This window comes from Croceimicrobium sp. (assembly GCF_965228705.1).
GTDB lineage: Bacteria > Bacteroidota > Bacteroidia > Flavobacteriales > Schleiferiaceae > Croceimicrobium.
In genome coordinates this window covers 24,980-47,859 of record NZ_OZ245832.1, presented here as the reverse complement: position 1 = coordinate 47,859, position 22,880 = coordinate 24,980, and the positions used below count along the sequence as shown (strand labels likewise).

Sequence of the window (22,880 nt, the reverse complement as noted above, 5' to 3'; positions counted from 1 at the left end):
AATTCTTTGCCTTTACCGTAATTTAAAATTGCCAGCACCCACACAATCAATTAAATAAAGTCCTATCTTTGCCGCCCTTTTAAAAATTAATTAATCGGGTCGCGAACCCTTTAACAATTAATCATGGCAACAAAAATTCGTTTGCAACGTCATGGCCGCAAAGGCCGCCCTATCTTCACAATTGTAGCAGCTGACTCTCGTGTAAAGCGTGATGGTAAATACATCGAGCGCTTAGGTCAGTACAATCCCAACACTAATCCTGCGACTATCGAAATCGATTTCGATCGCGCTTTAGATTGGGTTATGAAAGGGGCTCAGCCTACCGATACGGCTCGCGCCATCTTACGCTACAAGGGTGTAATGATGAAAAAACACCTTTTAGAAGGTGTTAAGAAAGGTGCATTTGACGAAGCTGAAGCTGAAAAGCGTTTTGATGCTTGGATGGAAGAAAAAGCCACCAAGATCAATTCAAAGAAAGACGGCCTAACTAAAGCTCAAGAAGAAGCTAAAGCTAAAGCTCTGGAAGCTGAGCGCGTGGTGAATGAATCCCGCAAAGCTGCCGAAGCCCAAGCTGCTGCTGAAGCTGAAGCCGAAGCTAGCGCTGAAGAGGCCGCTACTGAAGAAGCCCCTGCAGAGGAAGAAGCTTCTGAAGAAAAAGAAGGCTAAAAAAACTAAGCTGATGCGTATCGACGATTGTTTTCAACTCGGTCACATCAGCCGTTTACATGGCTTTAAAGGCGAAGTCGTGGCCGTATTTGACACCGACCGACCCGAAGCCTATGAAAATTTGGAATCAGTTTTTCTCGAAGATCGAGGGGAACTGATTCCTTTTTTTATTGATGAAAGTAGCCGCAATTCCAAAGGACATTTCATCTTAAAACTCGAGGATGTTGATGATGAACCAGCGGCCCGTCAATTATTGGGTAAGGAGCTCTGGCTTCCGCTAAGCATCCTTCCTCCCTTAGAGGGAAAAAACTTCTACTTCCACGAGGTTATCGGCTTTCGCTTGATGCATCAAGGTCAGGTAATCGGGATCTGCGAAGATGTACTCGATACCAGTGCCCAACCTCTTTTCAAGGTGATTGATGCCAATGACAAAGAAATCCTGATTCCGGCCATCGACCCATTTATTCTGCGTATTTCTCGCGAAGAGCAGCTCATAGAAATGGAGCTCCCTGAAGGCTTATTGGAGCTTTATCAGGATAATGCCTAAACCCCTAGCCCCTTTTCAATTTCAGAAATTCAGTTTGGCGCATGATCAATCGGCGCATAAAGTAGGTACCGATTCTCTGGCTTTAGCAGGATGGGGAGAGGCCTCAAATCCCCAATGCATTTTAGATTTTGGCAGCGGCAGCGGTCTGCTTAGCTTGATAATGGCCCAAAGGTTTAGTGAGGCTAGCATTGTAGGTCTGGAGATCGATAAAGCCTCCTGGCAACAGAGCTGCGAGAATGCCAAAAACTGCCCTTGGTCGGAATGCATTCAATTCCATCATCGGGATTTATTGGACTGGGAAACGGAAAGTCGGTATGATCTGATCATCAGCAATCCACCCTATTTTTCAGAAAGCCTTTTGGCTCCGGAAAAACGTCGTGCCAAAGCTCGCAGTGCCAGTACCAAAACCTTTTTGCTCTGGATGCGAAAATTAAGAGAATTGCTTTCGGCCGATGGAAGCCTAGCCTTAGTTCTGCCAGTTCTTCAATGGGAAAGCTACCAAGATCAATTCAGGGAGATGGAACTATACCCTCATCGCATGGCTTTTGTCCATCACCATGAATCGGCTGAAGCCAATCGGGTACTCATCCAACTTAACAAGCAAGCTGGCTCCCTGAAAAAAGAGAAACTCATTTTATACGCATCGGCGCACAGCCACCTTCGACATCCCCAATACCAAAAGCTAGTGCAAGATTTCATGCTGCCCCAAAATGGCTAAATTGGCCCCAAAGCTTAATTATGATGGGAACTTTTAGCTCGTATGAGATTGTCTTAATTCTAATTCTCCTGATCACACCGCCGGTTTTAGCGGTGCGCGACTTGAGAGAAAGACAAGATATGGAGCCCAAACAAAAATTGTTCTGGGCCCTCTTTATTTCCCTTTTCCTCTTCTTTGGTTCCTTGATTTACGGATTGTACCGCTTTCGCGGAAGCCGCACTAATCAATAGCCGCGGTAAGGAACTTCTTTCTCGGTAAAAGAAATACCATATTCTGCCAACTCCTCCAACATAGGCGTGTAAATCTCCTTAGTGATTGGAATCTGCACGCCTGGAGTACTGATATTTCCATTTAGGATATGGCGAGTAGCAATCGCAAGTGGTAAACCAACGGTGCGAGCCATGGCGGTTTCACGACTGTTCTTACCTAGGGCCACCATCGAAGATTCGATCATTTTCTTCTCTCCATCTAGCAAATAGCCAAATTTGTGGAACATCACGATCATGTCCTTCTCATCTTTACCTAAGGTCCACTTGGTTTCTAAGATGCGTTGCAATACCTGAGCCGGGGTAGGACGATCCAAACCAATGGGAGTATCATCAAAAATTCCTAACCAGCTTAGCTTTTCCATCAGCTCACTATCCTGAGGAATATGGAGGTAGTGCATCAGTTTTAGCTCTACAGAATCTTGTGGATTGTAGGCTAGGAAGAGATTGGTGAAATCTCGGAAAGTCATTTCAGGACTTACTTCCAATTGATAGGAATCATCGGTCATCCCTAATTTCACAAAAACATCCCAGGCTCGGCAAAATCCCGGACGACGGAAAGTTCCGCGGTAAATAGTAGGTATGGATTTCAAACCGTATACATCACGATATTTCAAAGAATCGCGATTGGCATAGCCCTCAAATCTACCATAGCCATCGATCGAAATGATCTCAGTCCGGCGGAATAATTGATGGTAAGGAATGTATTTGTACTTCCCTTCCTGAATAAACTTCACCGCACCGCCACTACCGGCCAACACCACATTGCGTGGGTTCCAGGTGAATTTATAGTTCCAGGGATTATCATCGTTCTCTGGTGCTACCAATCCGCCAGTGAAGCTTTCAAAAAGCAGCATTTCACCTCCTTTAGCGCGAATCTCATTCAGTACCTTCATGGCGCTGAGGTGATCAATTCCCGGATCAACACCAATTTCATTAATCAGAATAACGCCAGCCTCTTTGGCTCTTTCATCCAGGGCTTTCATTTCATCACTGATATAGGAGGCTGTAAGCATGTGTTTCCCCAGGGCAATACAATCGCTAGCCACGGGAATATGCATATGAGCCGGTAACATACTTACTACGATATCCGCTTTGGAAATAGCGTTTACCCGACTAATCTCATCCTTAACATCAAAGCTCACGGCTTCCATGCGCGGATGATCGCCCGCCTTTTCCTTGGCAAGCTCATAGTCTTGATCGGCGATAATCAGACGCCAATCTTCTTGCTCGCTATGCTGTTTGATATACTCGACAAATGAATAGGTGGAGCGGCCTGCCCCAATTAAAAGGATGTGTCGCATGAGGTGAATTTGGGCGACAAATTTATAATTATCGCTCTGCGCCCTACCTTTGATTAAATTTTTCTTTCATGGCGCTCGAGCGATTTATTTTTATCCTGTTTCTTCTGCTGTCGCAAGTGGCCCATGCTCAGACCATTCTGATGTTTGAAGACCAAACTAAGACTGGTTTTAAATTGGTGATGAATAATTACCTGCAAAATGAAACCGCTTTGCCGAAACTCAATTTGCAGAAATTCCCCGATGCCGAAAATGAAGTTTATCTGATACTGGAGAACGGAATTCACATCAAGCGAAAGCTTCCTAAACTCCCCAAAGGCAATCATAAATACGTTATCTATAAAGACTTTAAAGGCAAGCACCAGCTGCGTTATCGTGGCATTTCAACCGAATTAAGTCAGTCGGCCCTGATGTTCGACTATAAAGAAAAGCTCATCTTCAATAAACCGGCTCTTGCAGCCATTAAACAAGCGGATACCTTATCGCATTTTCCGGATTGGAAAAAGAATCAATTAGCCCTAGCCCGCAAGGATTCGTTACAAAAAGACAGCTTAAGATTAGCGCTGGTAGAGCAAAAACAAGCCGAAGCCCTCCAAAGAAAAAAGGACAGCTTGAATAAGATCAGCTTAGCCACAGAGATTGCAAGTGCAGAGACGAAAGACAGTGCCAAAGTGGTGCTAGCGACAGTCCAAGAGGAAGCTGCCAAAGCAACTGAAATAAGCACAACAATCGATAGCAGTGCATTGCATACGACTGAAGTTGAAACCCCTAAGGTTGGGGGCTTTGCCACTTTCATTTTAAGCTTTGAAAGCAGTGACTTTGAATTCGACAAATTAAGCATGGCCAAGGAGTTCGCCTCTAATGAAAAGCTAAAAGCAGAGGAAGCTCAACAGGTATTAAAGGGCTTAAAGTATGATCAAAGTCGCCTCGATTTTCTGCATTTTCTGCTCACAAAGCAGGATGATCTAAAAGACTCACAAGCACTATTAATAGGCTGTTTAGACTTCGACTTAAGTAAGGAACAAGCCAAATCATTATTTAAAAAATGAAGCAACAATCCCTAATTCGGATCATTGGACTCTCTGGCGCTATAGCTGTTATACTGGGAGCTTTGGGCGCTCATGCTTTAAAAGAACATTTAAGCCCTGAACAAATTGCTAGTTTCCAAACTGGAGTTCGCTATCAAATGTGGCATACTATAGGCCTTTTCGCTTTGCTCCATATCGGGGATAAATTGAAGCTGAGCAAAGTGATAATTTGGCTTTGGATTGCAGGCATAATCTTATTTTCTGGCAGTATTTATTTATTGAATCTGGATGACTTAATGGGACTGCAATTATCCTTTCTCGGCCCCATTACGCCATTGGGTGGATTATGCTTCATTGCGGGCTGGATACTTTTGGTAGTCGGTACTTTAAGAAAATAGCCTTATTCAGTAAGTGTACTTTTTACGCTTATTAAAAAGTTCTTTTTTTGTGATAAAAATCAGAGTATGACCGCTGATTAGTCTTAATTTTGCCTCTAAATAATTGCTGATCAAAATTAAGCACTATGAGTTTCAAAGAAGTGAGACCAGCTCAGGATTCCTTGGAGCGCTACGGAATTAAAAATGCCGACGCCAAATGGAACCTCTCCCCTTCTGATCTTGAAAAAATCACCCTTGAAAAAGGATTAGGTGAGCTAGCCGACTCCGGAGCTTTAGCCATTGACACAGGCAAGTTTAAGGGTCGCTCTCCCCAAGATCGCTTTATCGTAAAAGACGAAATCACCCAAGACGCCGTATGGTGGGGTAATATCAACATTCCTTTCGAACCCAATCATTACAGCAGCCTTAAAGGCAAGGTAGGTGAATACCTCAGCGGTAAAGAGATTTATGTTCGGGATGTGTATGCCTGTGCGGATGATCGCTATCGTCTTAAAATTCGTGTTATCACCGAATTACCATGGTCGAATATTTTCGCCAATAATATGTTCTTACGCCCTAGCGAAGAAGAACTAAAAGACTTTGAACCCGACTGGGTAGTGTTAAACGCTCCAGGATTTGAAGCAGATCCAGCGACAGATCACACCCGTCAAGGAAACTTCGCCATTTTAAACTTCAGCGATCAAATGGCTGTAGTAGGTGGCACCGGATATACCGGAGAGATCAAAAAAGGAATCTTCTCGGCCCTCAACTTTATTTTACCTCATCAAAAAAATGTGCTCAGCATGCACTGTTCTGCGAATGTGGGACAGGATGGTGACACCGCGCTTTTCTTTGGGCTCTCCGGTACCGGTAAAACAACCTTAAGTGCAGATCCACAACGTAAACTTATCGGTGACGATGAGCATGGCTGGACTGCAGACGATGTTATCTTCAACTTCGAAGGTGGTTGCTACGCTAAGGTTATCGACCTGAGCGAAGAAAAAGAACCCGATATTTTCCGTGCCGTTAAACCTGGCGCTTTATTGGAAAACATCGTTTTCAAAAATGGTAGCAAAGAAGTAGATTACCACGATAGCTCTAAAACCGAAAACACTCGTGTGAGCTATCCTATCGAACACATCGACAATATCCAGGTTCCTTCTAATGGTGAGAATCCTAAAAACGTATTCTTCCTTACCTGTGATGCTTACGGTGTTTTACCTCCCATCTCCAAATTAACCCCGGGTCAGGCTGCCTTCCACTTTATCAGTGGCTACACTGCTAAGGTTGCCGGTACTGAAGAAGGTATTACGGAGCCTCAAGTAGCATTCTCTGCTTGCTTCGGTGCGCCTTTCATGCCTTTACACCCTACCCGTTACGCAGATATGCTGAGCGAAAAAATGCAAAGCTCTAATGTGAATGTATGGTTAGTGAACACCGGCTGGTCTGGTGGTGCTTACGGAGTTGGTAAGCGTATGAAATTGAAATACACTCGTGCCATGATTACCGCCGCTTTGGAAGGTCAATTGGACGATGTTGAATACCGCACTCACGAGGTATTTGGTTTGGCTATGCCTACCACTTGCCCCAATGTTCCTGAAGAAATTCTTTTCCCACGCAATACCTGGGAAAACAAAGATCAATACGATCAAACTGCCAATAATCTGGCGAAGAAGTTCTTAGCCAACTTTGAGAAATTCGCTGACTATGCCAGTGATGAGATCATGGCTGGAGCTCCTAAAGTTTCAGAAAAGGTAGGTTAATCTTCAGACCTAAATTCTTAAAATCCCGACTTCAATATTAGGAGTCGGGATTTTTTTTGACTAATTCACAAAGCTGCTTTATAAGCCTTCTGGAATTTTGTTTGGAATTAAAACGCTTGCGCTATTTTCGTGTACCGATAGGGATGAGTAGAACGGCACGTACAATTTATCACTCCGGATGGGTCCTGATGATTTCTGGATTGGTCCTGATTTTTTTACCGGATCAGGTAGCGCTCTTTTTCTGGAAAGATACCGTGCCCGATTTCTGGCTACGAACCCTGGGCTATTTCATGTTTATTGAAGGCCTCATCTCTTACAAAAGCAGCTATTACGAAGTAAGCGGACTTTATCGCTGGATCATCAACTACCGTATGCTCCAACCCGCCTTCTTCACCACTCTATTGATCGTTGATTTTGCCAATCCAGGTCTAATGCTCTATTCTACCATCGAACTCATCCTGGGTATTTACAGCTTCCTGGCTTTTAAGCAGGATAATCTTTAAGCTGCTTTAAAGTAAGTCATTCGCCAAATTGGCCAGTTCCGAACGCTCTCCTTTCTCCAACAGAACGTGCGCAAAGAGTTTATTTCCTTTGATCTTATCAATCAAATAACTCAAGCCATTCGACTGCTCATCCAAATAAGGAGTATCAATCTGATTTACATCTCCGGTAAAGACGAATTTGGAATTTTCACCAGCTCGGGTAATAATGGTTTTCACTTCGTGGGGAGTCAAATTTTGCGCTTCATCCACAATAAAGATCACATTAGACAGGCTACGACCGCGGATATAAGCTAAGGGGGTTACCAAGAGCTTTTCGGAGTTTACCATCTCATCAATTTGCTTATACTCCTTGTCTTGTTCTTTAAATTGGTTCTTGATGAACTTCAAATTATCCCACAGTGGCTGCATATAAGGGTTAATCTTAGCCTTCATATCACCGGGCAAGAAACCAATATCTTTATTACTCAAGGGCACGATGGGCCGCGCCAAATAGATCTGCTTAAAATCGCGTCTTTGCTCCAAGGCACCGGCCAGTGCCAATAAGGTTTTTCCAGTACCGGCCACACCGCTAAGGGTAACCAGTTTCACATCTGGATTAGCGATCGCATGCAAGGCAAAAGCTTGTTCTGCATTACGTGGCTTAATACCATAAAAGCTTTTCTTCTCTATTTGATCCAGACTTTCCTGCTGAGCATTGTAAAAGGATAGCGTGCTGCTCTTACTTGCTTTTAAAATGTAGAAATGGTTATTGATTTTCTTAAAATTGGGATAAGCCTTCTCAACCTCTTCTACTCCCAGGCTCTTGGATTTATAAAGCTTGTCTATCAAATCCTGATCAAAATCCTCCAGATTGGTTTTACCTGTATAGAGACTTTCAACATCCTTAATCTTACCGGTTTCATAGTCTTCGGCGGTAATATTTAAGGCCTTCGCTTTTAATCGTAGGTTAATGTCTTTCGTTACCAGGATAACCTTACGATCCGGCTCAGACAGGCTCAGATTCAATGCCGCATTTAAAATCTTATGATCATTCTTTGCCGCGCCGAATATTCGCTGGGCATCTTCACCCTGACCCCGAGTATCCATGATCACCTTAAAGCTGCCTTTGCTGCCGCCATTCAAGGAAATCCAGTCATTAATATTCTGCTCACCGGCCTTACGGTCGATTAGACGAATAAATTGACGCGCCTCATAATTCTTGGTATCACTACCCTTTTTAAACTCATCCAGTTCCTCCAAAACCGTAATAGGAATGGCCACATCATGCTCATCAAAATTCATGATGGAATTGTGGTCATAGAGAATTACCGAAGTATCCAAAACAAAGATTTTAGGATCTTTCTTCGCTCGGCTTTTTCGGGTGGTGGTTTTCGCTTTGGAGGCGGTAGTCTTAGTCGATTTTGAGGTCTTGCTGCTGGTAGCAGGCGCTTTCGCTTTAGCGGGCATAAATGAGATTTAGCAATTCGACATCTCTAATTTACTGAAGTGAAATAGCCATTCGACCACCCAGCCTTAGCTTCTATCCACAAAATTTACTTCTACCTGTTGAAAAAATTAAAATACCTCTCGGGCAATACTCGCTATATTGTCAGGCCGTCCCATACTGTAAAAGTGAATTGCCGGAACTCCCGCTGCTTTTAACTCTTTGGCCTGCTGAATTCCCCACTCTACCCCAACTTGTCGCGCTGCAGCATTGTCTTTACAATCTACTACTGCCTTCACCAATTCATCCGGTAAATCCACCTTAAAGAAGTGCGGCAAGAAACTTAAATGCTGTTTGGTAGACAAGGGCTTTATGCCGGGAATAATCGGAACCTCAATGCCGGCTTTGCGACAACGATCTACAAAATCGAAATATTTGCGATTATCAAAAAAGAGCTGGGTAACGATATAATCGGCTCCAGCATCTACTTTCTCTTTCAAATATTCAATGTCCTTATTTAAACTGGGCGCCTCAAAATGCTTTTCGGGATAACCGGCCACCCCAATTGCAAAATCAGTAGGAGCTGAATTCTGAAGCTCATCATCTAAATACCGCCCTTGATTCATGGCTTTAATTTGCCCTACCAAATCCTTAGCATAGGTATGTCCATCGGACTCTGGCGCAAAGAAGCGTTCATTCTTCATGCTGTCACCGCGCAAGGCCATAATATTCTTTACGCCTAAGAAATCGAGATCGATTAAGGCATTCTCGGTATCCTCCTTCGAGAAACCACCACAAAGCATATGCGGTACGGTATCTACCTTGTAACGGTATTGCAAGGCGGCGCAAATACCCACTGTTCCCGGGCGTTTCCGAACCGTCTTTTGTTCTAATAAACCATTGGATAAGCGCTTATAAATTACTTCTTCCCGATGGTAGGTCACATTAATAAATGGCGGCTTAAACTCCATTAAAGGATCGATCACCTTGTAGATATCTTCAATCTTCTGTCCTTTTAGAGGAGGTAAGATTTCGAAGGAAAACAAGCTCCCTTTAGCTTGTGCAATATGTTCGGTTACTTTCATAAGTTGTAATTCAAATTTGGACGGAGCCATTTTTCAGCCTCTTCCAGGCTTATCCCTCTTCTTTGGGCATAATCCGCCACCTGATCCTGATCAAGTTTCCCTAATCCAAAATAGCGGGCTTCAGGATGGGCGAAATAATAGCCTGACACGCTGGCCGCGGGATTCATGGCCAAACTCTCAGTTAAACTCATGCCTATTTCTTCGGCTTCCAAAATTTCGAAGAGGGTGTTTTTCTCTAAGTGATCCGGACAAGCAGGATAACCCGGCGCTGGGCGAATGCCTTGATACTTTTCGGCAATTAATTCATCATTATTCAAAGCTTCATCCTTAGCATAAGCCCAATGCTTTATTCGCACTTCCCGATGTAGATATTCGGCGGCAGCTTCAGCCAGGCGGTCGGCCAAAGCTTTCAATAAGATGGAAGAATAATCATCGTGATTCGCTTTGAATTCGGTCAGCTTGCTTTCAATGCCCAGGCCGGCACAAACCGCAAAGGCACCCACATAATCCCTTTGATCGGCCGCCACAAAATCGGCCAAAGCCATGTTAGGTGCTCCCTTTGCTTTTTGACTTTGCTGACGCAGGCTAAGCAACAAGGCCTTTTCCTGTCCATTCTCAAATAGCTGAATATCATCAGCACCTTTGCGCTGCGCTTCCCAAATCCCAAATACCCCTTTGGCTTCAATCCAGCTTTCGCGGATGATCTGATCCAACATAGCTTGAGCATCGGCAAAGAGCTTTTGCGCCTCAGCGCCTACCAACTCATCCTCCAGAATTCGCGGATATTTCCCATGCAATTGCCAGGTCTGAAAAAATGGAGTCCAATCAATATACTGGCGCAGTACTGCCAAATCAAAAGTCAAGGCTTCTTGTCGACCTAATTTCGCCGGCTTACATATGGTATCTGGGCCAAATTCCAGTTTGAGCTTATTAGCTCTGGCCTCTGCTATACTTAAAAGATTACGCTCCCTGGCACGATTGAGGTAGCCTTCGCGAACTTTAGCGTATTCGGCTTTCAATTGAGCACCCAGCACTTCTCTGCTGCCTTTTTGGGTAAGACTCTGAGCGATGGGCACACTGCGACTGGCATCATTTACATGTACTACAATATTGGAATACTCCGGTACAATCTTCACAGCGGTATGAGCACGAGAAGTGGTTGCGCCACCAATCATCAAGGGGATATCCAAAGACTGGCGTTCCATTTCTTTAGCCACCTCGATCATTTCATCCAAAGAAGGGGTAATCAATCCGCTTAAGCCGATTAAATCCACCTCTTCCGCTTTGGCCTTTTCGATAATCTCTTGCAGGGGAACCATCACCCCCAGGTCGATGATATCAAAGTTATTACAGGCTAAAACTACCCCCACGATATTCTTACCGATATCATGCACATCTCCCTTTACTGTGGCCATTAAGATTTTACCGCGCTTAGACTGATCAGCATTAGCTGCCTTTTCCGCTTCCAGATAAGGCTCGAGATAAGCCACGGCCTTTTTCATAACGCGTGCCGACTTCACCACCTGGGGGAGGAACATTTTCCCTGATCCGAAGAGGTCGCCAACCACATTCATCCCATCCATTAAAGGCCCTTCAATCAAGCCCAAAACTCGGTCGAAATTGGGACGTGCTTCTTCTACATCCGCCTCAATATAATCTACAATCCCCTTTACCAGGGCATGCTCAATTCTTTTGGCTACCGGGGCATCGCGCCAAGCCAAATCCTTTTCCTTGCTGCGTGCTTCGCCTTTTACGGTTTCCGCAAATTCCAGCAATCGTTCCGTGGCATCATCCCGGCGATCGAGCAGTACATCCTCCACCCTTTCCATTAGATCTTTGGGCACCTCTTCGTACACCTCCAACATACTGGGGTTTACAATGCCCATGTCCATTCCGTGCTGTATACCGTGGTACAGAAAGGCCGCATGCATAGCTTCGCGTACCAATTGATTTCCGCGAAAGCTAAAGGAAACATTACTTACCCCACCGCTAACCTTAGCACCGGGCAGATTTTCCTTGATCCATCGCGTAGCCTGGAAGAAATCCAAGGCGTTTTTTCGATGTTCCTCAATACCGGTTGCAACCGGAAAAATATTAGGGTCGAAGATGATATCCTCCGCAGGGAATTTCACCTGATCCACCAAAATGCGGTAGGAGCGCTCGCAAATTTCTATGCGACGTTCATAGGTATCGGCCTGACCTTTTTCATCAAAGGCCATTACAATTACCGCCGCACCATAACGCCGCACCAATTTAGCCTGGCGAATAAACTCCGCTTCCCCGCCTTTTAGGCTGATGGAGTTTACCACCGATTTACCCTGCACACATTTTAAGCCGGCTTCTATGATCTCCCATTTCGAAGAGTCAATCATAATAGGAATACGAGCTATATCGGGCTCTGCCGCAATTAAATGCAGGAACTTCACCATGGCGTCCTTGCCATCGAGCATGCCCTCATCCATATTCACATCCAGGATTTGGGCTCCACCTTCTACCTGATCGCGAGCTACTTCCAAAGCTTCGTCATAGCGATCTTCTTTAATGAGGCGCAAGAATTTTCGCGAACCGGTAACATTGGTTCGCTCCCCCACATTTACAAAATTGGAAGCTGGCGATATCGATAAAGGTTCTAATCCGGATAATCTCATAGCTGATGCTGAATTTTTCGGGGTTCGAACTTCTTTACCAATTCAGCAATCGCTTGAATATGCTCCGGAGTAGTACCACAGCAGCCCCCTACCACATTGAGGAGATTCTGTTCCAAATAAACTTGCAGCAATGCTTTCATTTCTTCAGGACCCTGATCGTATTCACCAAAGGCATTAGGCAAGCCTGCATTGGGATGCGCTGAAACCGGAAAAGGCGATTTACGATCCAAAATTTGCACATAAGGCCTTAATTGATCCGCGCCTAAAGCGCAATTTAGACCTATAGACATCAAGGGAACATGACTCAAGCTGGTTAAGAAGGCCTCAGTGGTTTGACCGGATAAAGTTCGTCCCGAAGCATCGGTAATCGTCCCCGAAACCATTATCGGATATTCCTTTCCCAAATCTTCAAAGAGTTCCTCCAAGGCAAAGAGAGCGGCTTTGGCATTGAGGGTATCAAATACTGTTTCTACCAATAAGATATCCACCCCACCGCGAATTAAAGCCTCCGCCTGTTCGCGGTAATCGCGGGCCAGGGTATCAAAATCAATGGCCCTAAAACCGGGGTTATTCACATCCGGACTTAGGCTGGTGGTTTTATTGGTGGGCCCCATGGAGCCAGCTACCAGTCGAGGTTTATGCGGTTCCTTGGCGGTAAACTCATCAGCGGCCTCCCGCGCCAATCGTGCGGCTGCTTCATTAATTTCCGGCACCAGATCTTCCATATGGTAATCGGCCATCGAAACGCGTGTACTATTGAATGTATTAGTTTCAATAATATCAGCACCGGCCGCTAAATAAGCACGGTGTATATCTTTGATGATGGTCGGCTGGCTAAGACTGAGCAGATCATTGTTCCCTTTTAAATCATAGGGATAGTCCTTAAAGCGCTCGCCTCGGTAATCTGCTTCCTGCAATTTATGCCTTTGAATCATGGTTCCCATGGCTCCATCCAGCACTAAAATGCGCTTTTCCAGAATCGTAAAAATATCGTCTTTGGTCATAGTTCTTTTACTATCACCTATCCCGAAAGCCCGAATGTTGTGGAATTGTTTGTTTAGAAACGCCTCTCATCTTTCCTCTGCAAATTGCCGAGGTGGGAAGTAGCACCCGCCCTAAGGGGTTGCTAAGACATCACAGGGCCCAATCCCTCCGTCTTTCTGGATAAGTATGAGGGCAAATGTAATCGCCAGAATTTACTGTTGCAAGTCTTTGGGGCGAATGATCCAATCCGGAGGTATCTGACTCGTCCTTTTATAGTGATAGCGATATCGATATAGAGTGCCATTTGGCCCTTGCCATTCTTGCATTAGCGTTCGATCTAAAAAATCGGATTGCACTACCGTCACCCAATCCTTAGCATACTTAATTGCCTGAACCTGCCACCTTCCTTTGGCATTTTGAGCTAAACGCAAATCCCAACGCGACTTACCAATCCAAAAACGATATTGCCAACCGTAGTCCATGGGTGAATATTGAATCAAAGCAGAGGGACCTTTATAGCGACGATAGGGCATATTGAGCCAATTCTGACTTTGATCTTCCAACCAGGCAGAGCCCATTTGTTCCAGAAAAAACCAGGGTTGCACCAACAATGCTAATTGATCCTCCTGTTTTAAAAATGGAATACTATCAATCTGACCTTGCCAGTTAAAATGAATTGGGAATTTTCGGCTTTCGCCGGATGTGTCTACCACCTCAACCTCTACCCAATCCAAATAATCCCGATCCTCCATTCGGTTCAGATAGATAAATGGCATGTATTCCAATTCATGGCTTTCGTAACTAAAGGTTCTGTAATTCGGCTCATACACATAGCTGGTATCCGTAGCCAACAGAATGAGGTCTAGGACATTAGGACCGGCATCTTTAGTTTCTTCAGTACTAATAATATGATGGTCCATAATTAGAACTCCATCGTAATTACGCCGGCCGGCCATTCGCTTTAAATCCGACCAGGGCGCTGCCTCCGAGTGAAAGTGTTCTCGCTCCCCTACCACAATAGCTTGCTCTGGGGACTCACCCAAATTGAAAACCTCTCCAATCGATGGATAGGGTGGGCTTACCAAGGCACTGGAGGGAGGGGCTACTGTGGCTTGATAATTACGGCAAGCGCTACTGAGCAAGATTAAAAAGAGAAGGAAACAGAGACTACTAAGGGATCGCATAAGGAGGATTTTTAGGCAAGCTGAACTTTGCAAAGTCGATGCCATGAAAATTGAATTGTCCCTCTTCTTTCAGGAGGAAAATTTTCTACATTTGCCGCCTTAGTGGAGAAATTTGGCTGATTGCGACCACCTTAAAAAATGCTAAAACAGTTTAAGTTTTAAGCAGTGGCCTTCTTTAATCTCTCCTCTTCTAACCTTTTTAAAGAAGCATATGTCTTACTTATTCACCTCAGAGTCCGTTTCTGAAGGACATCCCGATAAAATTGCAGATCAGATTTCTGATTCGATCCTGGATCATTTCTTAGCCTTTGATCCCAACTCTAAAGTGGCTTGTGAAACTTTGGTTACCACCGGCCAGGTTGTTTTGGCAGGTGAGGTTAAATCCAGAACCTATCTAGACTTACAGCAGATTGCCCGTAATGTGATCAATAAAATTGGTTACACTAAAAGCGAATACATGTTCGAAGGCAATTCCTGCGGTATTCTATCGGCTATTCACGAACAAAGTCAGGATATTAACCAGGGGGTCGACCGTGGTAATATTGAAGAGCAAGGTGCGGGTGACCAAGGTATGATGTTCGGTTACGCCACTAACGAAACGGAGAACTACATGCCTTTGGCTTTGGATTTAAGTCATCGCATTTTACAAACCTTAGCCGACCTTCGTCGTGATGGAAGTGAAATCGCTTACCTCCGTCCGGATGCGAAAGCGCAGGTAACCATCGAATACGATGACGAGCATAAACCTCAACGCATTGATGCCATTGTGGTTTCTACCCAACACGATGATTTCGTAAAAGCAGGTAATGGCTTAAATCAGGAGGATGCGGATACCCAAATGCTCAATAAGATTCGTGAAGACATTATTTCTATTCTTATCCCTAAAGTAAAAGCTCAGCTTAGCCCAGAATTGCAAGCTTTGTTTGGTGAGGATATTAAATACCATATTAATCCTACCGGTAAATTCGTAATTGGCGGACCTCACGGGGATGCTGGTCTTACCGGACGTAAGATTATCGTAGATACCTATGGTGGTAAAGGTGCCCATGGTGGTGGTGCCTTTAGCGGTAAAGATCCTAGCAAGGTAGACCGCAGTGCTGCTTATGCTGCCCGACATATTGCCAAGAACCTGGTAGCCGCCGGGGTAGCTGATCAGATTTTAGTGCAGGTATCCTACGCCATTGGTGTAGTAGAGCCGATGGGCGTATTTGTAGATACTTATGGCAGTGCTAAGGTAGACCTGAATGACGGCCAGATTGCCGCTAAGGTGAAGGAACTCTTTGACCTACGTCCTGGTTTGATCGAGAAAAATTTGAAGCTGCGTAATCCGATTTACTCTGCCTCTGCAGCCTATGGCCATATGGGTCGTAAGAATGAAACCGTGAAAGTTACTTTCGAACGTCCGGATGGAATTGGCACCGAAAGCAAGGAAATGGAAGTAGAACTCTTTACCTGGGAAAAACTGGACCGGGTAGCGGATGTAAAACAAGCCTTCGGTCTCTAAGACTGAATTGTGATACTATGAGAAAGCCTCCTGGATAAGGGGGCTTTTTTTGTTTGCGGTTAGCCGCTTCGCTGCTTACTTCACCGCCCGCTTCGCTCGAGAAACAAAGAGCGCAGAGGATCACAGAGGCCTAAGGAAGTACTTTGCGAACCTTCCTGCCTACCGGCAGGCTGGTGCGGTTAAACCCACAACTCATTATAAATGAAAGAAAAACATCTATTGTCCTGGATCCCGACAACTACTAACAACTAACGACAAGCTAGCAATTCAATCAAATTAGGCTTGTTCCCTCCAAGGTTTACTAGGTATACTATAAAAACAGGAAAAACCCCCATTTTACAGCTTCCACCTCAATTACCAGCTCATTAAACCCTAAATTCCTGATTTAATTTGCTTTAAACTCAATAAAAAAAAACCCAATACATGTATAATGCTAAAAACATAGTTTGGATTAAAAATGTCAAACGAAATCAAGGTAATGATTGGGCTTATGAAGAGGTAGATTGCAAGAAACCATTTCTATTAAACTGGCCTAGTACTAAAGGAGGTAGTGCTCGTACTCCAAATGTTGGTGACATTATTGTTTTGTTTCAAAAGCCTAATGATATAGATGGCCGCAAGAACAATCCAGTTCATTTAACACATCTGGTAAGTCCAATCTCAGAAAAAGTCATAGAAGACTTAAATAACCCTAATCATAAGTGGTGCAGAGAGGTCCAACTTATTGCAAAAGCAAATCCCATTTCTGCCATACCCAATCCTGGTTATTTCAATTTCTTTAAACCTAATCGTGGACTAACAAATCCAATAATCAATCTTGAAAATGACAGAGGGTGGGATCAAGCACAAACGCAGGAAGATCTCTGGCGACTATTTAGTGATCATCTATGTATAAAGTCCGATGAGGACTTAAGGATTACCCCCGAAGCCTTAGAAGATTTTGGTGTAGCAGAAGGGGACAGAATTATTAAAGAGCATATTCAATTAGAATTAAGTCGACGTGATGCGTCGATAGTTCAAAAACTAAAAGAACAGACACTTAAGAAACATGGGAAATTGCAATGCGAATGTTGCTCCTTTGACTTTTTGGAATTTTATGGACCTATCGGGGCTAATTTTATTGAATGCCATCATAAAAACCACATTGCGGACGGTGAAAGAATCACAAAAGCTGAAGACTTGGCTCTAGTTTGTTCAAATTGCCATAGGATGTTACATCGCAAATTGGAAGATGGAAGCTACAATAGTACGGATTCATTGAAAGAAATAATTCAATCCCAAAACCCTCTCGATTCATACTAAAAAAAGCGACCCTAGGGCCGCTTTAGATGTTTTCACAACAGAATAATCTTTATTGTGATAAGCTTCAAATTGACTTCAAAGATACAAATTTTGATTAATAAATCGAGTCTAAGTCGCAATTGAACACTTTGAAGATTCTAAAAAACAAGCATCAATTACTATTTTTAAATAAGATTAAAGCTCATTTTACCCTATACCTTAACCTAAATATTATCACATGAAAAAAATTCTTGGACTTGATATTGGCTCTGGCAGCATTGGCTGGGCATTTGTAAATGAGGCTGAAAACAATGATCCAAAAGGATTATCAAAAATTGTAAAGCTTGGAGTTCGAGTTGTGCCTTATGGCGACAATATGGTGAAAAAGGACGCCTTAGGAAATATTTCTACTTCTAAGGAGCCTATTAAAGACTTTGAAAAAGGTATGGCCCTTTCTCTTAATGCTAGGCGGACCCAAATGAGAGGTATGCGCCGAAATTTGCAACGCTACAAACTGCGAAGAGAAAATTTAGTAGCCATATTAAAAGAAAATGGCCTGATTACCGACAAAACCGCCCTCTTTGAAGCTACTAAGAATTCTACATTCGAAACACTTAGATTGAGAGCAAAGGCAGCTGAAGATCGAATTGAATTAGAGGAATTTGCTCGAGTTCTTCTCATGATCAACAAAAAGAGAGGATACAAAAGCAGTCGGAAAGCAAAGAATGAAGAAGAAGGTGCTGCTATTGATTCAATGGGAATTGCAAAGCAGTTATATGATCACAATTTAAGCCCTGGAGAATATGTGGTCCAACTAATTGAAAACGGAAAAACAACCATTCCTAAGTTTTACCCTTCAGATTTAAGAGCCGAATTTGAAAGCATTTGGAAGTATCAAAGCACTCATTATCCTGAAGTACTGACTGCGAAGGTTCTTAATGACTTAAATAATTTGAGCAGATCTCAAACGACTAAATATTTCCTCAATCAATTACAAACGGAGTCGTCCAAGCTTATAGGTAATCCAAAGGAAAAAAAGGAAGCGAAATATCGTTTACGGGCAAAAGCGATACATGAAAAACTTCCCCTAGAAGATCTAATTCATGTATTTGCTGAAATCAATGGTGATATTTCCAATTCAAGTGGCTACTTAGGTGCAATTAGCGATCGGAGTAAAGAACTCTATTTCAAACGGATAACGGTCGGTCAGTATCTCTATGAGCAAGTGGCTAATAACCCACATGCACAATTAAAAAAACAAGTTTTTTACCGCCAGGATTATTTAGATGAATTTGAGAAAATATGGGAGGTACAAGCAAAAGCACATTCTTTATTGACTAAAAAATTAAAGACTGAAATACGAGATACTGTAATTTTTTATCAGAGAAGACTCAAATCCCAAAAGCACTTAATTACAGATTGCGAGCTAGAGAAATATCATAAAGCAATACCAAAGTCCTCTCCCCTCTTTCAAGAATTTAGAATTTGGCATAACCTTCTAAACATCAGGCTCTCTAAAACCAATGAAGGGGAATACGCATTGAATGAAGAGCAATTGAATTTTCTAGGGCATAAACTTAGTTTTAAAGAGCAAATCTCAGGAGCTGAACTGGTAAAAGAACTAAAGCTAGAAAAAGGCTGGAAGTGTAATTTCAGCAAAATAGAAGGGAATAGGACGAATAGTAAAATGTTGTCTGCTTTTTTAAGAATTGTGGAGCAAGAAGGATATGAATTAAATCCTGATTCTGAAACTCTTCTTATAGATCTTAAAGCAATTTTCTCCTCCTTAAATTTTGACACGCAGGTTTTAGAATTTGATATTCCTTTTGAGGATGAAGGATTTGACAAACATCCGAATTTCCAACTTTGGCACCTCCTCTATTCTGCAGAAGATGATCGCAAGCTTAAAGATGTTTTAGCCAATAAATACGGTTTTAATGAATCTGCTTCTGCCATTTTAACCAATATTAGTTTTGAATCCGACTACGGGCGGTACAGCAGTAGGGCGATTCGAAAATTACTTCCCCTTATGCAAGAGGGTAATGATTTATCTGAATCCTTAGCTTTAATTGGTTACCAAAAAATCAAACCAGAAATTATTGAAGAATTAGAGCTCCTTAAGTTAGGTGCCCTTCGAAATCCAGTGGTTGAAAAAGTACTTAATCAAGTAATCAATCTAATTAATGCAATTCTCAAGCATCCTGAAATGGGACGTCCGGATGAAATACGGATAGAATTGGCACGAGAGTTAAAAAAGAATGCAGAGCAAAGACGTGATATGACCAAAGGAATTGCCGATGCAACCGCAAATAATGATCGTATACGTAAACTCTTGAGTTCTGAGTTTGGAATTCAAAAAGTGTCCAAAAACGATATTATTCGCTACAAACTTTGGGAGGAGTGTGGCTATGTTTCAATATACTCAGGCGAAATTATTCCCAAGTCCGAATTGTTCGGTAATAAATATGATATCGACCATATTATTCCCCGCTCTAAACTATTTGACGACTCATATAGTAATAAAGTTCTTTGTGAAAGAGCCTGGAATGAGGAAAAGGGGAATAAAACGGCCAAAGAATACTTAGAGGTAAAGCTCAGTGCCGATGAATTTGCATCCTACCAGAAGCGAATTGAAGATTTAAAAGTCAAAAAAGGAGGCATTAGCAAAACTAAATTTTTAAAGCTCAGCTGGAATAGCGCTGACATCCCTGAAGACTTCATAAAGAGACAATTACAGGAAAGTCAATATATCGCGCGAAAAGCCAAAGAGATTCTTCAACAGATAAGTCCTAAAGTAAGCACTACCATTGGGCCAATAACTGATCGTTTGAGAACAGACTGGGGCTTGATCGACATTATGAAAGAACTCAATTGGGATAAATATCAGTCCTTGGGGTTAACCGAGGAAAAAATTGATAAAACTGGCAAAAAACACCGGCGAATTAAGGATTGGAATAAACGAAATGACCATCGCCACCACGCCATGGATGCTCTCACAGTGGCTTTTACCAAACCAAGTTTTATACAATACCTGAATTACCTAAATGCCAGAGACCGTCAAGACCAAATTGGCAAGGAGGTTTTCGGTATTCAGTCCAAAGAACTCTTTAAGGATGATGCCAATAAATGGCGGTTTAAGTCACCGATGCCAGGCTTTAGGAATGAAGCTAAAAAGCACCTTGAAGAGATTCTCGTTTCGAGGAAAGCCAATAACAAAGTGGTAACCTTAAACGTCAATAAGATTAAGATTGGGTCAGGAAAATTCCGCAAACAGATCATTGAAACTCCCCGTGGCCAATTGCACAATGAAACAATATATGGGAGTATAAAAAGGTATAAAACTAAGTGGATTCCGATTAATGCCAGTTTAGACTTTGAAACCATATTAAAAGTTGCCAATAAAGGACATCGCGAAGCCTTACTATTAAGATTAGAGGAAAATGGCAATGACCCCAAGAAGGCATTCTCCGGCAAGAATACCCCATCTAAAAAGCCCATCCTTTTTAAGGGGGGTGTAGAAACTTTACCATCTAAAGTAAAGATCAGCTATCTGGAAGAGGAGTTTACTATTCGTAAAGAAGTAAATCCTGAGAACTTTAAAAATGTTAAGAGTTTAGAAAAAATAATTGACGCCGGAGCTCGGAGGGCATTAGAAAAAAGACTCGAAGAATCTAATGATGCTAAAACAGCTTTTTCCAATCTGGAAGAAAATCCCATATGGCTAAATGAGGAAAAACGAATTTCAATAAAAAGTGTAAAGATTAGTGGGGTGAAAAACGCGGAAGCCTTGCATCGTAAAAGAGGAATAGATGGAGAGCTGATTTTAGATGATCAAGGTAAGGAAATACCAACTAGTTATGTGAGCACAGGTAATAATCACCATGCAGCCATTTATGAGGATTCTGAAGGAAACCTTTATGATGAAGTAGTGTCTTTCTACGAAGCAGTGCAGCGGTACAAGCAGCATAAAACAGTGGTTTGGGACCCAAATAGCCTTGGGCACCCACTGAAGTTCACTCTAAAGAAAAATGAATACTTCGTATTCCCTGCTGAAGGATTTGATCCTCTAGAAATAGATTTAAGGAATCCTGAAAATTATTCGGCAATAAGCCCAAATCTTTATCGTGTTCAAGCAGTTTCACGCTTAGCGTATGGCACTGCCATTATTCGGGAATATGTTTTCCGTCACCATCTTGAAACGCTAGTTGAAACGAATAAAGCATTACAAAACATTACCTATAAAAAGATAAAAAGCTTAGAACCACTAAAGCAAATTGTAAAAGTGCGCGTTAATTATTTAGGTGAAATCGTTCAAGTTGGAGAGTATTGATTAAGCGAACCTTATACTTCGGTAATCCGGCTTACTTACATAAAGAAAAGCTGCAACTCAAAGTAGATTTCCCATCAGAAGAGGGGAAATCAGCCAAAACAATTCCTATTGAAGATATTGGAATTTTAATCCTGGACCATCCGAGGATCACTATTTCACAGGCTCTTTTAGCAGATCTAATTGATCATAATGCGGCTATACTTAGCTGCGACAGCCGTCATTTACCGGCGGGTCTCTTTATGCCAATGAGCGCTAATCATACCTTCACAGAGAAATTGCGCTTTCAATTAGAATCATCAGAACCCTTGCGAAAAAACCTTTGGCAACAGACCGTAAAATCAAAAATTGAGAATCAAGCACAGGTCCTTAAGGGTATAGGAAAAGAGGCCAGCAATATGGAAAACTGGGCTTCTAAGGTTCGAAGTGGGGATCCGGATAATTATGAAGGACGTGCAGCAGCGAATTATTGGGTAAAGCTAATCGAGTCCGATTTCCCTTTTAGGAGAGGTCGATATGAAGATGTTCCCAATAATCTCTTGAACTATGGTTACGCCATTTTGCGTGCCATTGTCGCACGAAGCTTAGTTGCGAGTGGAATGCTCCCGGCAGTAGGCATTCATCATCGCAATAAATACAATCCTTTTTGCCTTGCTGATGATATCATGGAACCCTATCGACCATTTGTGGACTTATTAGTTCTTGACATTGTTGAGAATTTTGATACTAAAGATATTGAGGTTTTAAGCCCAGCAATAAAGAGGGAGCTCCTAGCCTTGCCTACAATCGATGTTTACATTGACGATATGAAAAGTCCATTAATGGTAGGAATGCAGCGAACAACGGCCAGCTTAATGCAATGTTATGAAGGTGAACGTCGCAAAATAGCTTACCCTAAAATACAAATTGGCAATGTTAAGCCACGATCAGTTTAATGCTTATCGCATCATGTGGGTATTTGTGCACTATGACCTACCGACTGATACAAAAAGAGACCGAAGGCAAGGTGCGCTTTTTAGAAAAAACCTTCTAAAGGATGGGTTTACGATGATGCAATATTCGATTTATACTCGACATTGCTCCAGTCGAGATAATGCTAATGTTCACATAAAAAGGGTAAAAAGCTTCTTACCGCCCAAAGGGGAAGTGATACTATTTTCTCTTACAGATAAACAGTTTGGCATGATGGAATTTTTTCGTGGTAAATCAGAAATAGAAAAACCAGATACCCCGCAGCAATTGGAGCTATTCTAGGTCATTTTTCAATTCCAAAAA

Annotated in this window: 19 protein-coding genes and 1 riboswitch; of the genes, 13 read left to right on the top strand and 6 right to left on the bottom strand. The window is 42.7% G+C overall.

What is annotated here, in order from left to right:
* Positions 1 to 123: 123 nt before the first annotated feature.
* Genes ACO05P_RS00205 through ACO05P_RS00190 form a run of 4 tightly spaced genes read left to right on the top strand, consistent with a single transcriptional unit; the run spans position 124 to position 2,161 of the window.
* Positions 124 to 666, top strand: a complete 543-nt coding sequence (locus tag ACO05P_RS00205) for a 30S ribosomal protein S16 (protein WP_421752771.1) — start codon at positions 124 to 126, stop codon at positions 664 to 666.
* A gap of 13 nt (positions 667 to 679) precedes the next feature.
* The gene (rimM, locus tag ACO05P_RS00200) at positions 680 to 1,213 is read left to right on the top strand and encodes a ribosome maturation factor RimM (RefSeq protein ID WP_421752770.1); all 534 of its coding nucleotides are present in this window, start codon (positions 680 to 682) and stop codon (positions 1,211 to 1,213) included.
* Complete coding sequence (locus tag ACO05P_RS00195; RefSeq protein ID WP_421752769.1) at positions 1,206 to 1,931, top strand: tRNA1(Val) (adenine(37)-N6)-methyltransferase; 726 nt, start codon at positions 1,206 to 1,208, stop codon at positions 1,929 to 1,931. The genes rimM and ACO05P_RS00195 overlap by 8 nt, the downstream gene beginning before the upstream one ends.
* Before the next feature lie 20 nt (positions 1,932 to 1,951).
* Positions 1,952 to 2,161: a hypothetical protein gene (locus tag ACO05P_RS00190; RefSeq protein ID WP_421752768.1), complete on the top strand. Its 210-nt coding sequence runs from the start codon at positions 1,952 to 1,954 to the stop codon at positions 2,159 to 2,161.
* On the opposite strand, the gene ACO05P_RS00185 is transcribed toward ACO05P_RS00190, so the two are convergent.
* Complete coding sequence (locus ACO05P_RS00185) at positions 2,155 to 3,501, bottom strand: saccharopine dehydrogenase family protein (protein ID WP_421752767.1); 1,347 nt, start codon at positions 3,499 to 3,501, stop codon at positions 2,155 to 2,157. The two genes, ACO05P_RS00190 and ACO05P_RS00185, sit on opposite strands and share 7 nt — an antisense overlap.
* A gap of 68 nt (positions 3,502 to 3,569) precedes the next feature.
* On the opposite strand from ACO05P_RS00185, the gene ACO05P_RS00180 reads away from it, so the two are divergent.
* The 4 genes from ACO05P_RS00180 (at position 3,570) to ACO05P_RS00165 (ending at position 7,169) form a co-directional block, all read left to right on the top strand.
* Complete coding sequence (locus tag ACO05P_RS00180) at positions 3,570 to 4,547, top strand: DUF4476 domain-containing protein (protein WP_421752766.1); 978 nt, start codon at positions 3,570 to 3,572, stop codon at positions 4,545 to 4,547.
* On the top strand, positions 4,544 to 4,924 hold the full coding sequence (locus ACO05P_RS00175) for a DUF423 domain-containing protein (RefSeq protein ID WP_210757925.1): 381 nt from the start codon (positions 4,544 to 4,546) through the stop codon (positions 4,922 to 4,924). Before ACO05P_RS00180 ends, ACO05P_RS00175 begins: the two co-directional genes overlap by 4 nt.
* Before the next feature lie 125 nt (positions 4,925 to 5,049).
* Complete coding sequence (gene pckA, locus ACO05P_RS00170; RefSeq protein ID WP_421752765.1) at positions 5,050 to 6,666, top strand: phosphoenolpyruvate carboxykinase (ATP); 1,617 nt, start codon at positions 5,050 to 5,052, stop codon at positions 6,664 to 6,666.
* A gap of 143 nt (positions 6,667 to 6,809) precedes the next feature.
* Positions 6,810 to 7,169 carry a hypothetical protein gene (locus tag ACO05P_RS00165; RefSeq protein WP_421752764.1) on the top strand — a complete coding sequence of 120 codons (360 nt, stop codon included), beginning with the start codon at positions 6,810 to 6,812 and terminating at the stop codon, positions 7,167 to 7,169.
* 6 nt (positions 7,170 to 7,175) lie between these two features.
* Here ACO05P_RS00165 and ACO05P_RS00160 read toward each other — a convergent pair whose 3' ends face one another.
* The 5 genes from ACO05P_RS00160 to ACO05P_RS00140 form a co-directional block, all read right to left on the bottom strand.
* Positions 7,176 to 8,615, bottom strand: a complete 1,440-nt coding sequence (locus ACO05P_RS00160) for a PhoH family protein (protein WP_421752763.1) — start codon at positions 8,613 to 8,615, stop codon at positions 7,176 to 7,178.
* Between the two features lie 108 nt (positions 8,616 to 8,723).
* Entirely contained in the window at positions 8,724 to 9,677 is a 954-nt protein-coding gene (gene metF / locus ACO05P_RS00155) for a methylenetetrahydrofolate reductase [NAD(P)H] (protein WP_421752762.1), read from the bottom strand.
* A complete protein-coding gene (metH, locus tag ACO05P_RS00150; protein ID WP_421752761.1) occupies positions 9,674 to 12,325 on the bottom strand; it encodes a methionine synthase in 2,652 nt (883 codons plus the stop codon). Before metH ends, metF begins: the two co-directional genes overlap by 4 nt.
* A complete protein-coding gene (locus ACO05P_RS00145) occupies positions 12,322 to 13,329 on the bottom strand; it encodes a homocysteine S-methyltransferase family protein (protein WP_421752760.1) in 1,008 nt (335 codons plus the stop codon). Before ACO05P_RS00145 ends, metH begins: the two co-directional genes overlap by 4 nt.
* 63 nt (positions 13,330 to 13,392) lie before the next feature.
* Positions 13,393 to 13,496: riboswitch (SAM riboswitch) on the bottom strand.
* A 25-nt stretch (positions 13,497 to 13,521) separates the two neighbouring features.
* A complete protein-coding gene (locus ACO05P_RS00140; protein ID WP_421752759.1) occupies positions 13,522 to 14,493 on the bottom strand; it encodes a hypothetical protein in 972 nt (323 codons plus the stop codon).
* Between the two features lie 211 nt (positions 14,494 to 14,704).
* Here ACO05P_RS00140 and metK point away from each other — a divergent pair, with 211 nt between their 5' ends.
* The 5 genes from metK to cas2 all read left to right on the top strand — a co-directional run bounded on the left by metK (position 14,705) and on the right by cas2 (position 22,859).
* Positions 14,705 to 15,997, top strand: a complete 1,293-nt coding sequence (gene metK / locus ACO05P_RS00135; RefSeq protein WP_421752758.1) for a methionine adenosyltransferase — start codon at positions 14,705 to 14,707, stop codon at positions 15,995 to 15,997.
* Positions 15,998 to 16,420: 423 nt separating this feature from the next.
* Entirely contained in the window at positions 16,421 to 17,299 is an 879-nt protein-coding gene (locus tag ACO05P_RS00130; protein WP_421752757.1) for an HNH endonuclease, read from the top strand.
* Between the two features lie 217 nt (positions 17,300 to 17,516).
* Positions 17,517 to 21,608: a type II CRISPR RNA-guided endonuclease Cas9 gene (gene cas9 / locus ACO05P_RS00125; RefSeq protein WP_421752756.1), complete on the top strand. Its 4,092-nt coding sequence runs from the start codon at positions 17,517 to 17,519 to the stop codon at positions 21,606 to 21,608.
* Complete coding sequence (gene cas1, locus ACO05P_RS00120) at positions 21,605 to 22,540, top strand: type II CRISPR-associated endonuclease Cas1 (protein WP_421752755.1); 936 nt, start codon at positions 21,605 to 21,607, stop codon at positions 22,538 to 22,540. Before cas9 ends, cas1 begins: the two co-directional genes overlap by 4 nt.
* A complete protein-coding gene (gene cas2 / locus ACO05P_RS00115) occupies positions 22,518 to 22,859 on the top strand; it encodes a CRISPR-associated endonuclease Cas2 (RefSeq protein ID WP_210758507.1) in 342 nt (113 codons plus the stop codon). Before cas1 ends, cas2 begins: the two co-directional genes overlap by 23 nt.
* Positions 22,860 to 22,880: the final 21 nt, after the last annotated feature.

Coding starts and splice junctions, on each gene's coding strand:
- ACO05P_RS00205 (WP_421752771.1), top strand. CDS start 124: ATGGCAACAAAAATTCGTTTGCAACGTCATGGCCGCAAAGGCCGCCCT.
- rimM (WP_421752770.1), top strand. CDS start 680: ATGCGTATCGACGATTGTTTTCAACTCGGTCACATCAGCCGTTTACAT.
- ACO05P_RS00195 (WP_421752769.1), top strand. CDS start 1,206: ATGCCTAAACCCCTAGCCCCTTTTCAATTTCAGAAATTCAGTTTGGCG.
- ACO05P_RS00190 (WP_421752768.1), top strand. CDS start 1,952: ATGATGGGAACTTTTAGCTCGTATGAGATTGTCTTAATTCTAATTCTC.
- ACO05P_RS00185 (WP_421752767.1), bottom strand. CDS start 3,501: ATGCGACACATCCTTTTAATTGGGGCAGGCCGCTCCACCTATTCATTT.
- ACO05P_RS00180 (WP_421752766.1), top strand. CDS start 3,570: ATGGCGCTCGAGCGATTTATTTTTATCCTGTTTCTTCTGCTGTCGCAA.
- ACO05P_RS00175 (WP_210757925.1), top strand. CDS start 4,544: ATGAAGCAACAATCCCTAATTCGGATCATTGGACTCTCTGGCGCTATA.
- pckA (WP_421752765.1), top strand. CDS start 5,050: ATGAGTTTCAAAGAAGTGAGACCAGCTCAGGATTCCTTGGAGCGCTAC.
- ACO05P_RS00165 (WP_421752764.1), top strand. CDS start 6,810: ATGAGTAGAACGGCACGTACAATTTATCACTCCGGATGGGTCCTGATG.
- ACO05P_RS00160 (WP_421752763.1), bottom strand. CDS start 8,615: ATGCCCGCTAAAGCGAAAGCGCCTGCTACCAGCAGCAAGACCTCAAAA.
- metF (WP_421752762.1), bottom strand. CDS start 9,677: ATGAAAGTAACCGAACATATTGCACAAGCTAAAGGGAGCTTGTTTTCC.
- metH (WP_421752761.1), bottom strand. CDS start 12,325: ATGAGATTATCCGGATTAGAACCTTTATCGATATCGCCAGCTTCCAAT.
- ACO05P_RS00145 (WP_421752760.1), bottom strand. CDS start 13,329: ATGACCAAAGACGATATTTTTACGATTCTGGAAAAGCGCATTTTAGTG.
- ACO05P_RS00140 (WP_421752759.1), bottom strand. CDS start 14,493: ATGCGATCCCTTAGTAGTCTCTGTTTCCTTCTCTTTTTAATCTTGCTC.
- metK (WP_421752758.1), top strand. CDS start 14,705: ATGTCTTACTTATTCACCTCAGAGTCCGTTTCTGAAGGACATCCCGAT.
- ACO05P_RS00130 (WP_421752757.1), top strand. CDS start 16,421: ATGTATAATGCTAAAAACATAGTTTGGATTAAAAATGTCAAACGAAAT.
- cas9 (WP_421752756.1), top strand. CDS start 17,517: ATGAAAAAAATTCTTGGACTTGATATTGGCTCTGGCAGCATTGGCTGG.
- cas2 (WP_210758507.1), top strand. CDS start 22,518: ATGTTAAGCCACGATCAGTTTAATGCTTATCGCATCATGTGGGTATTT.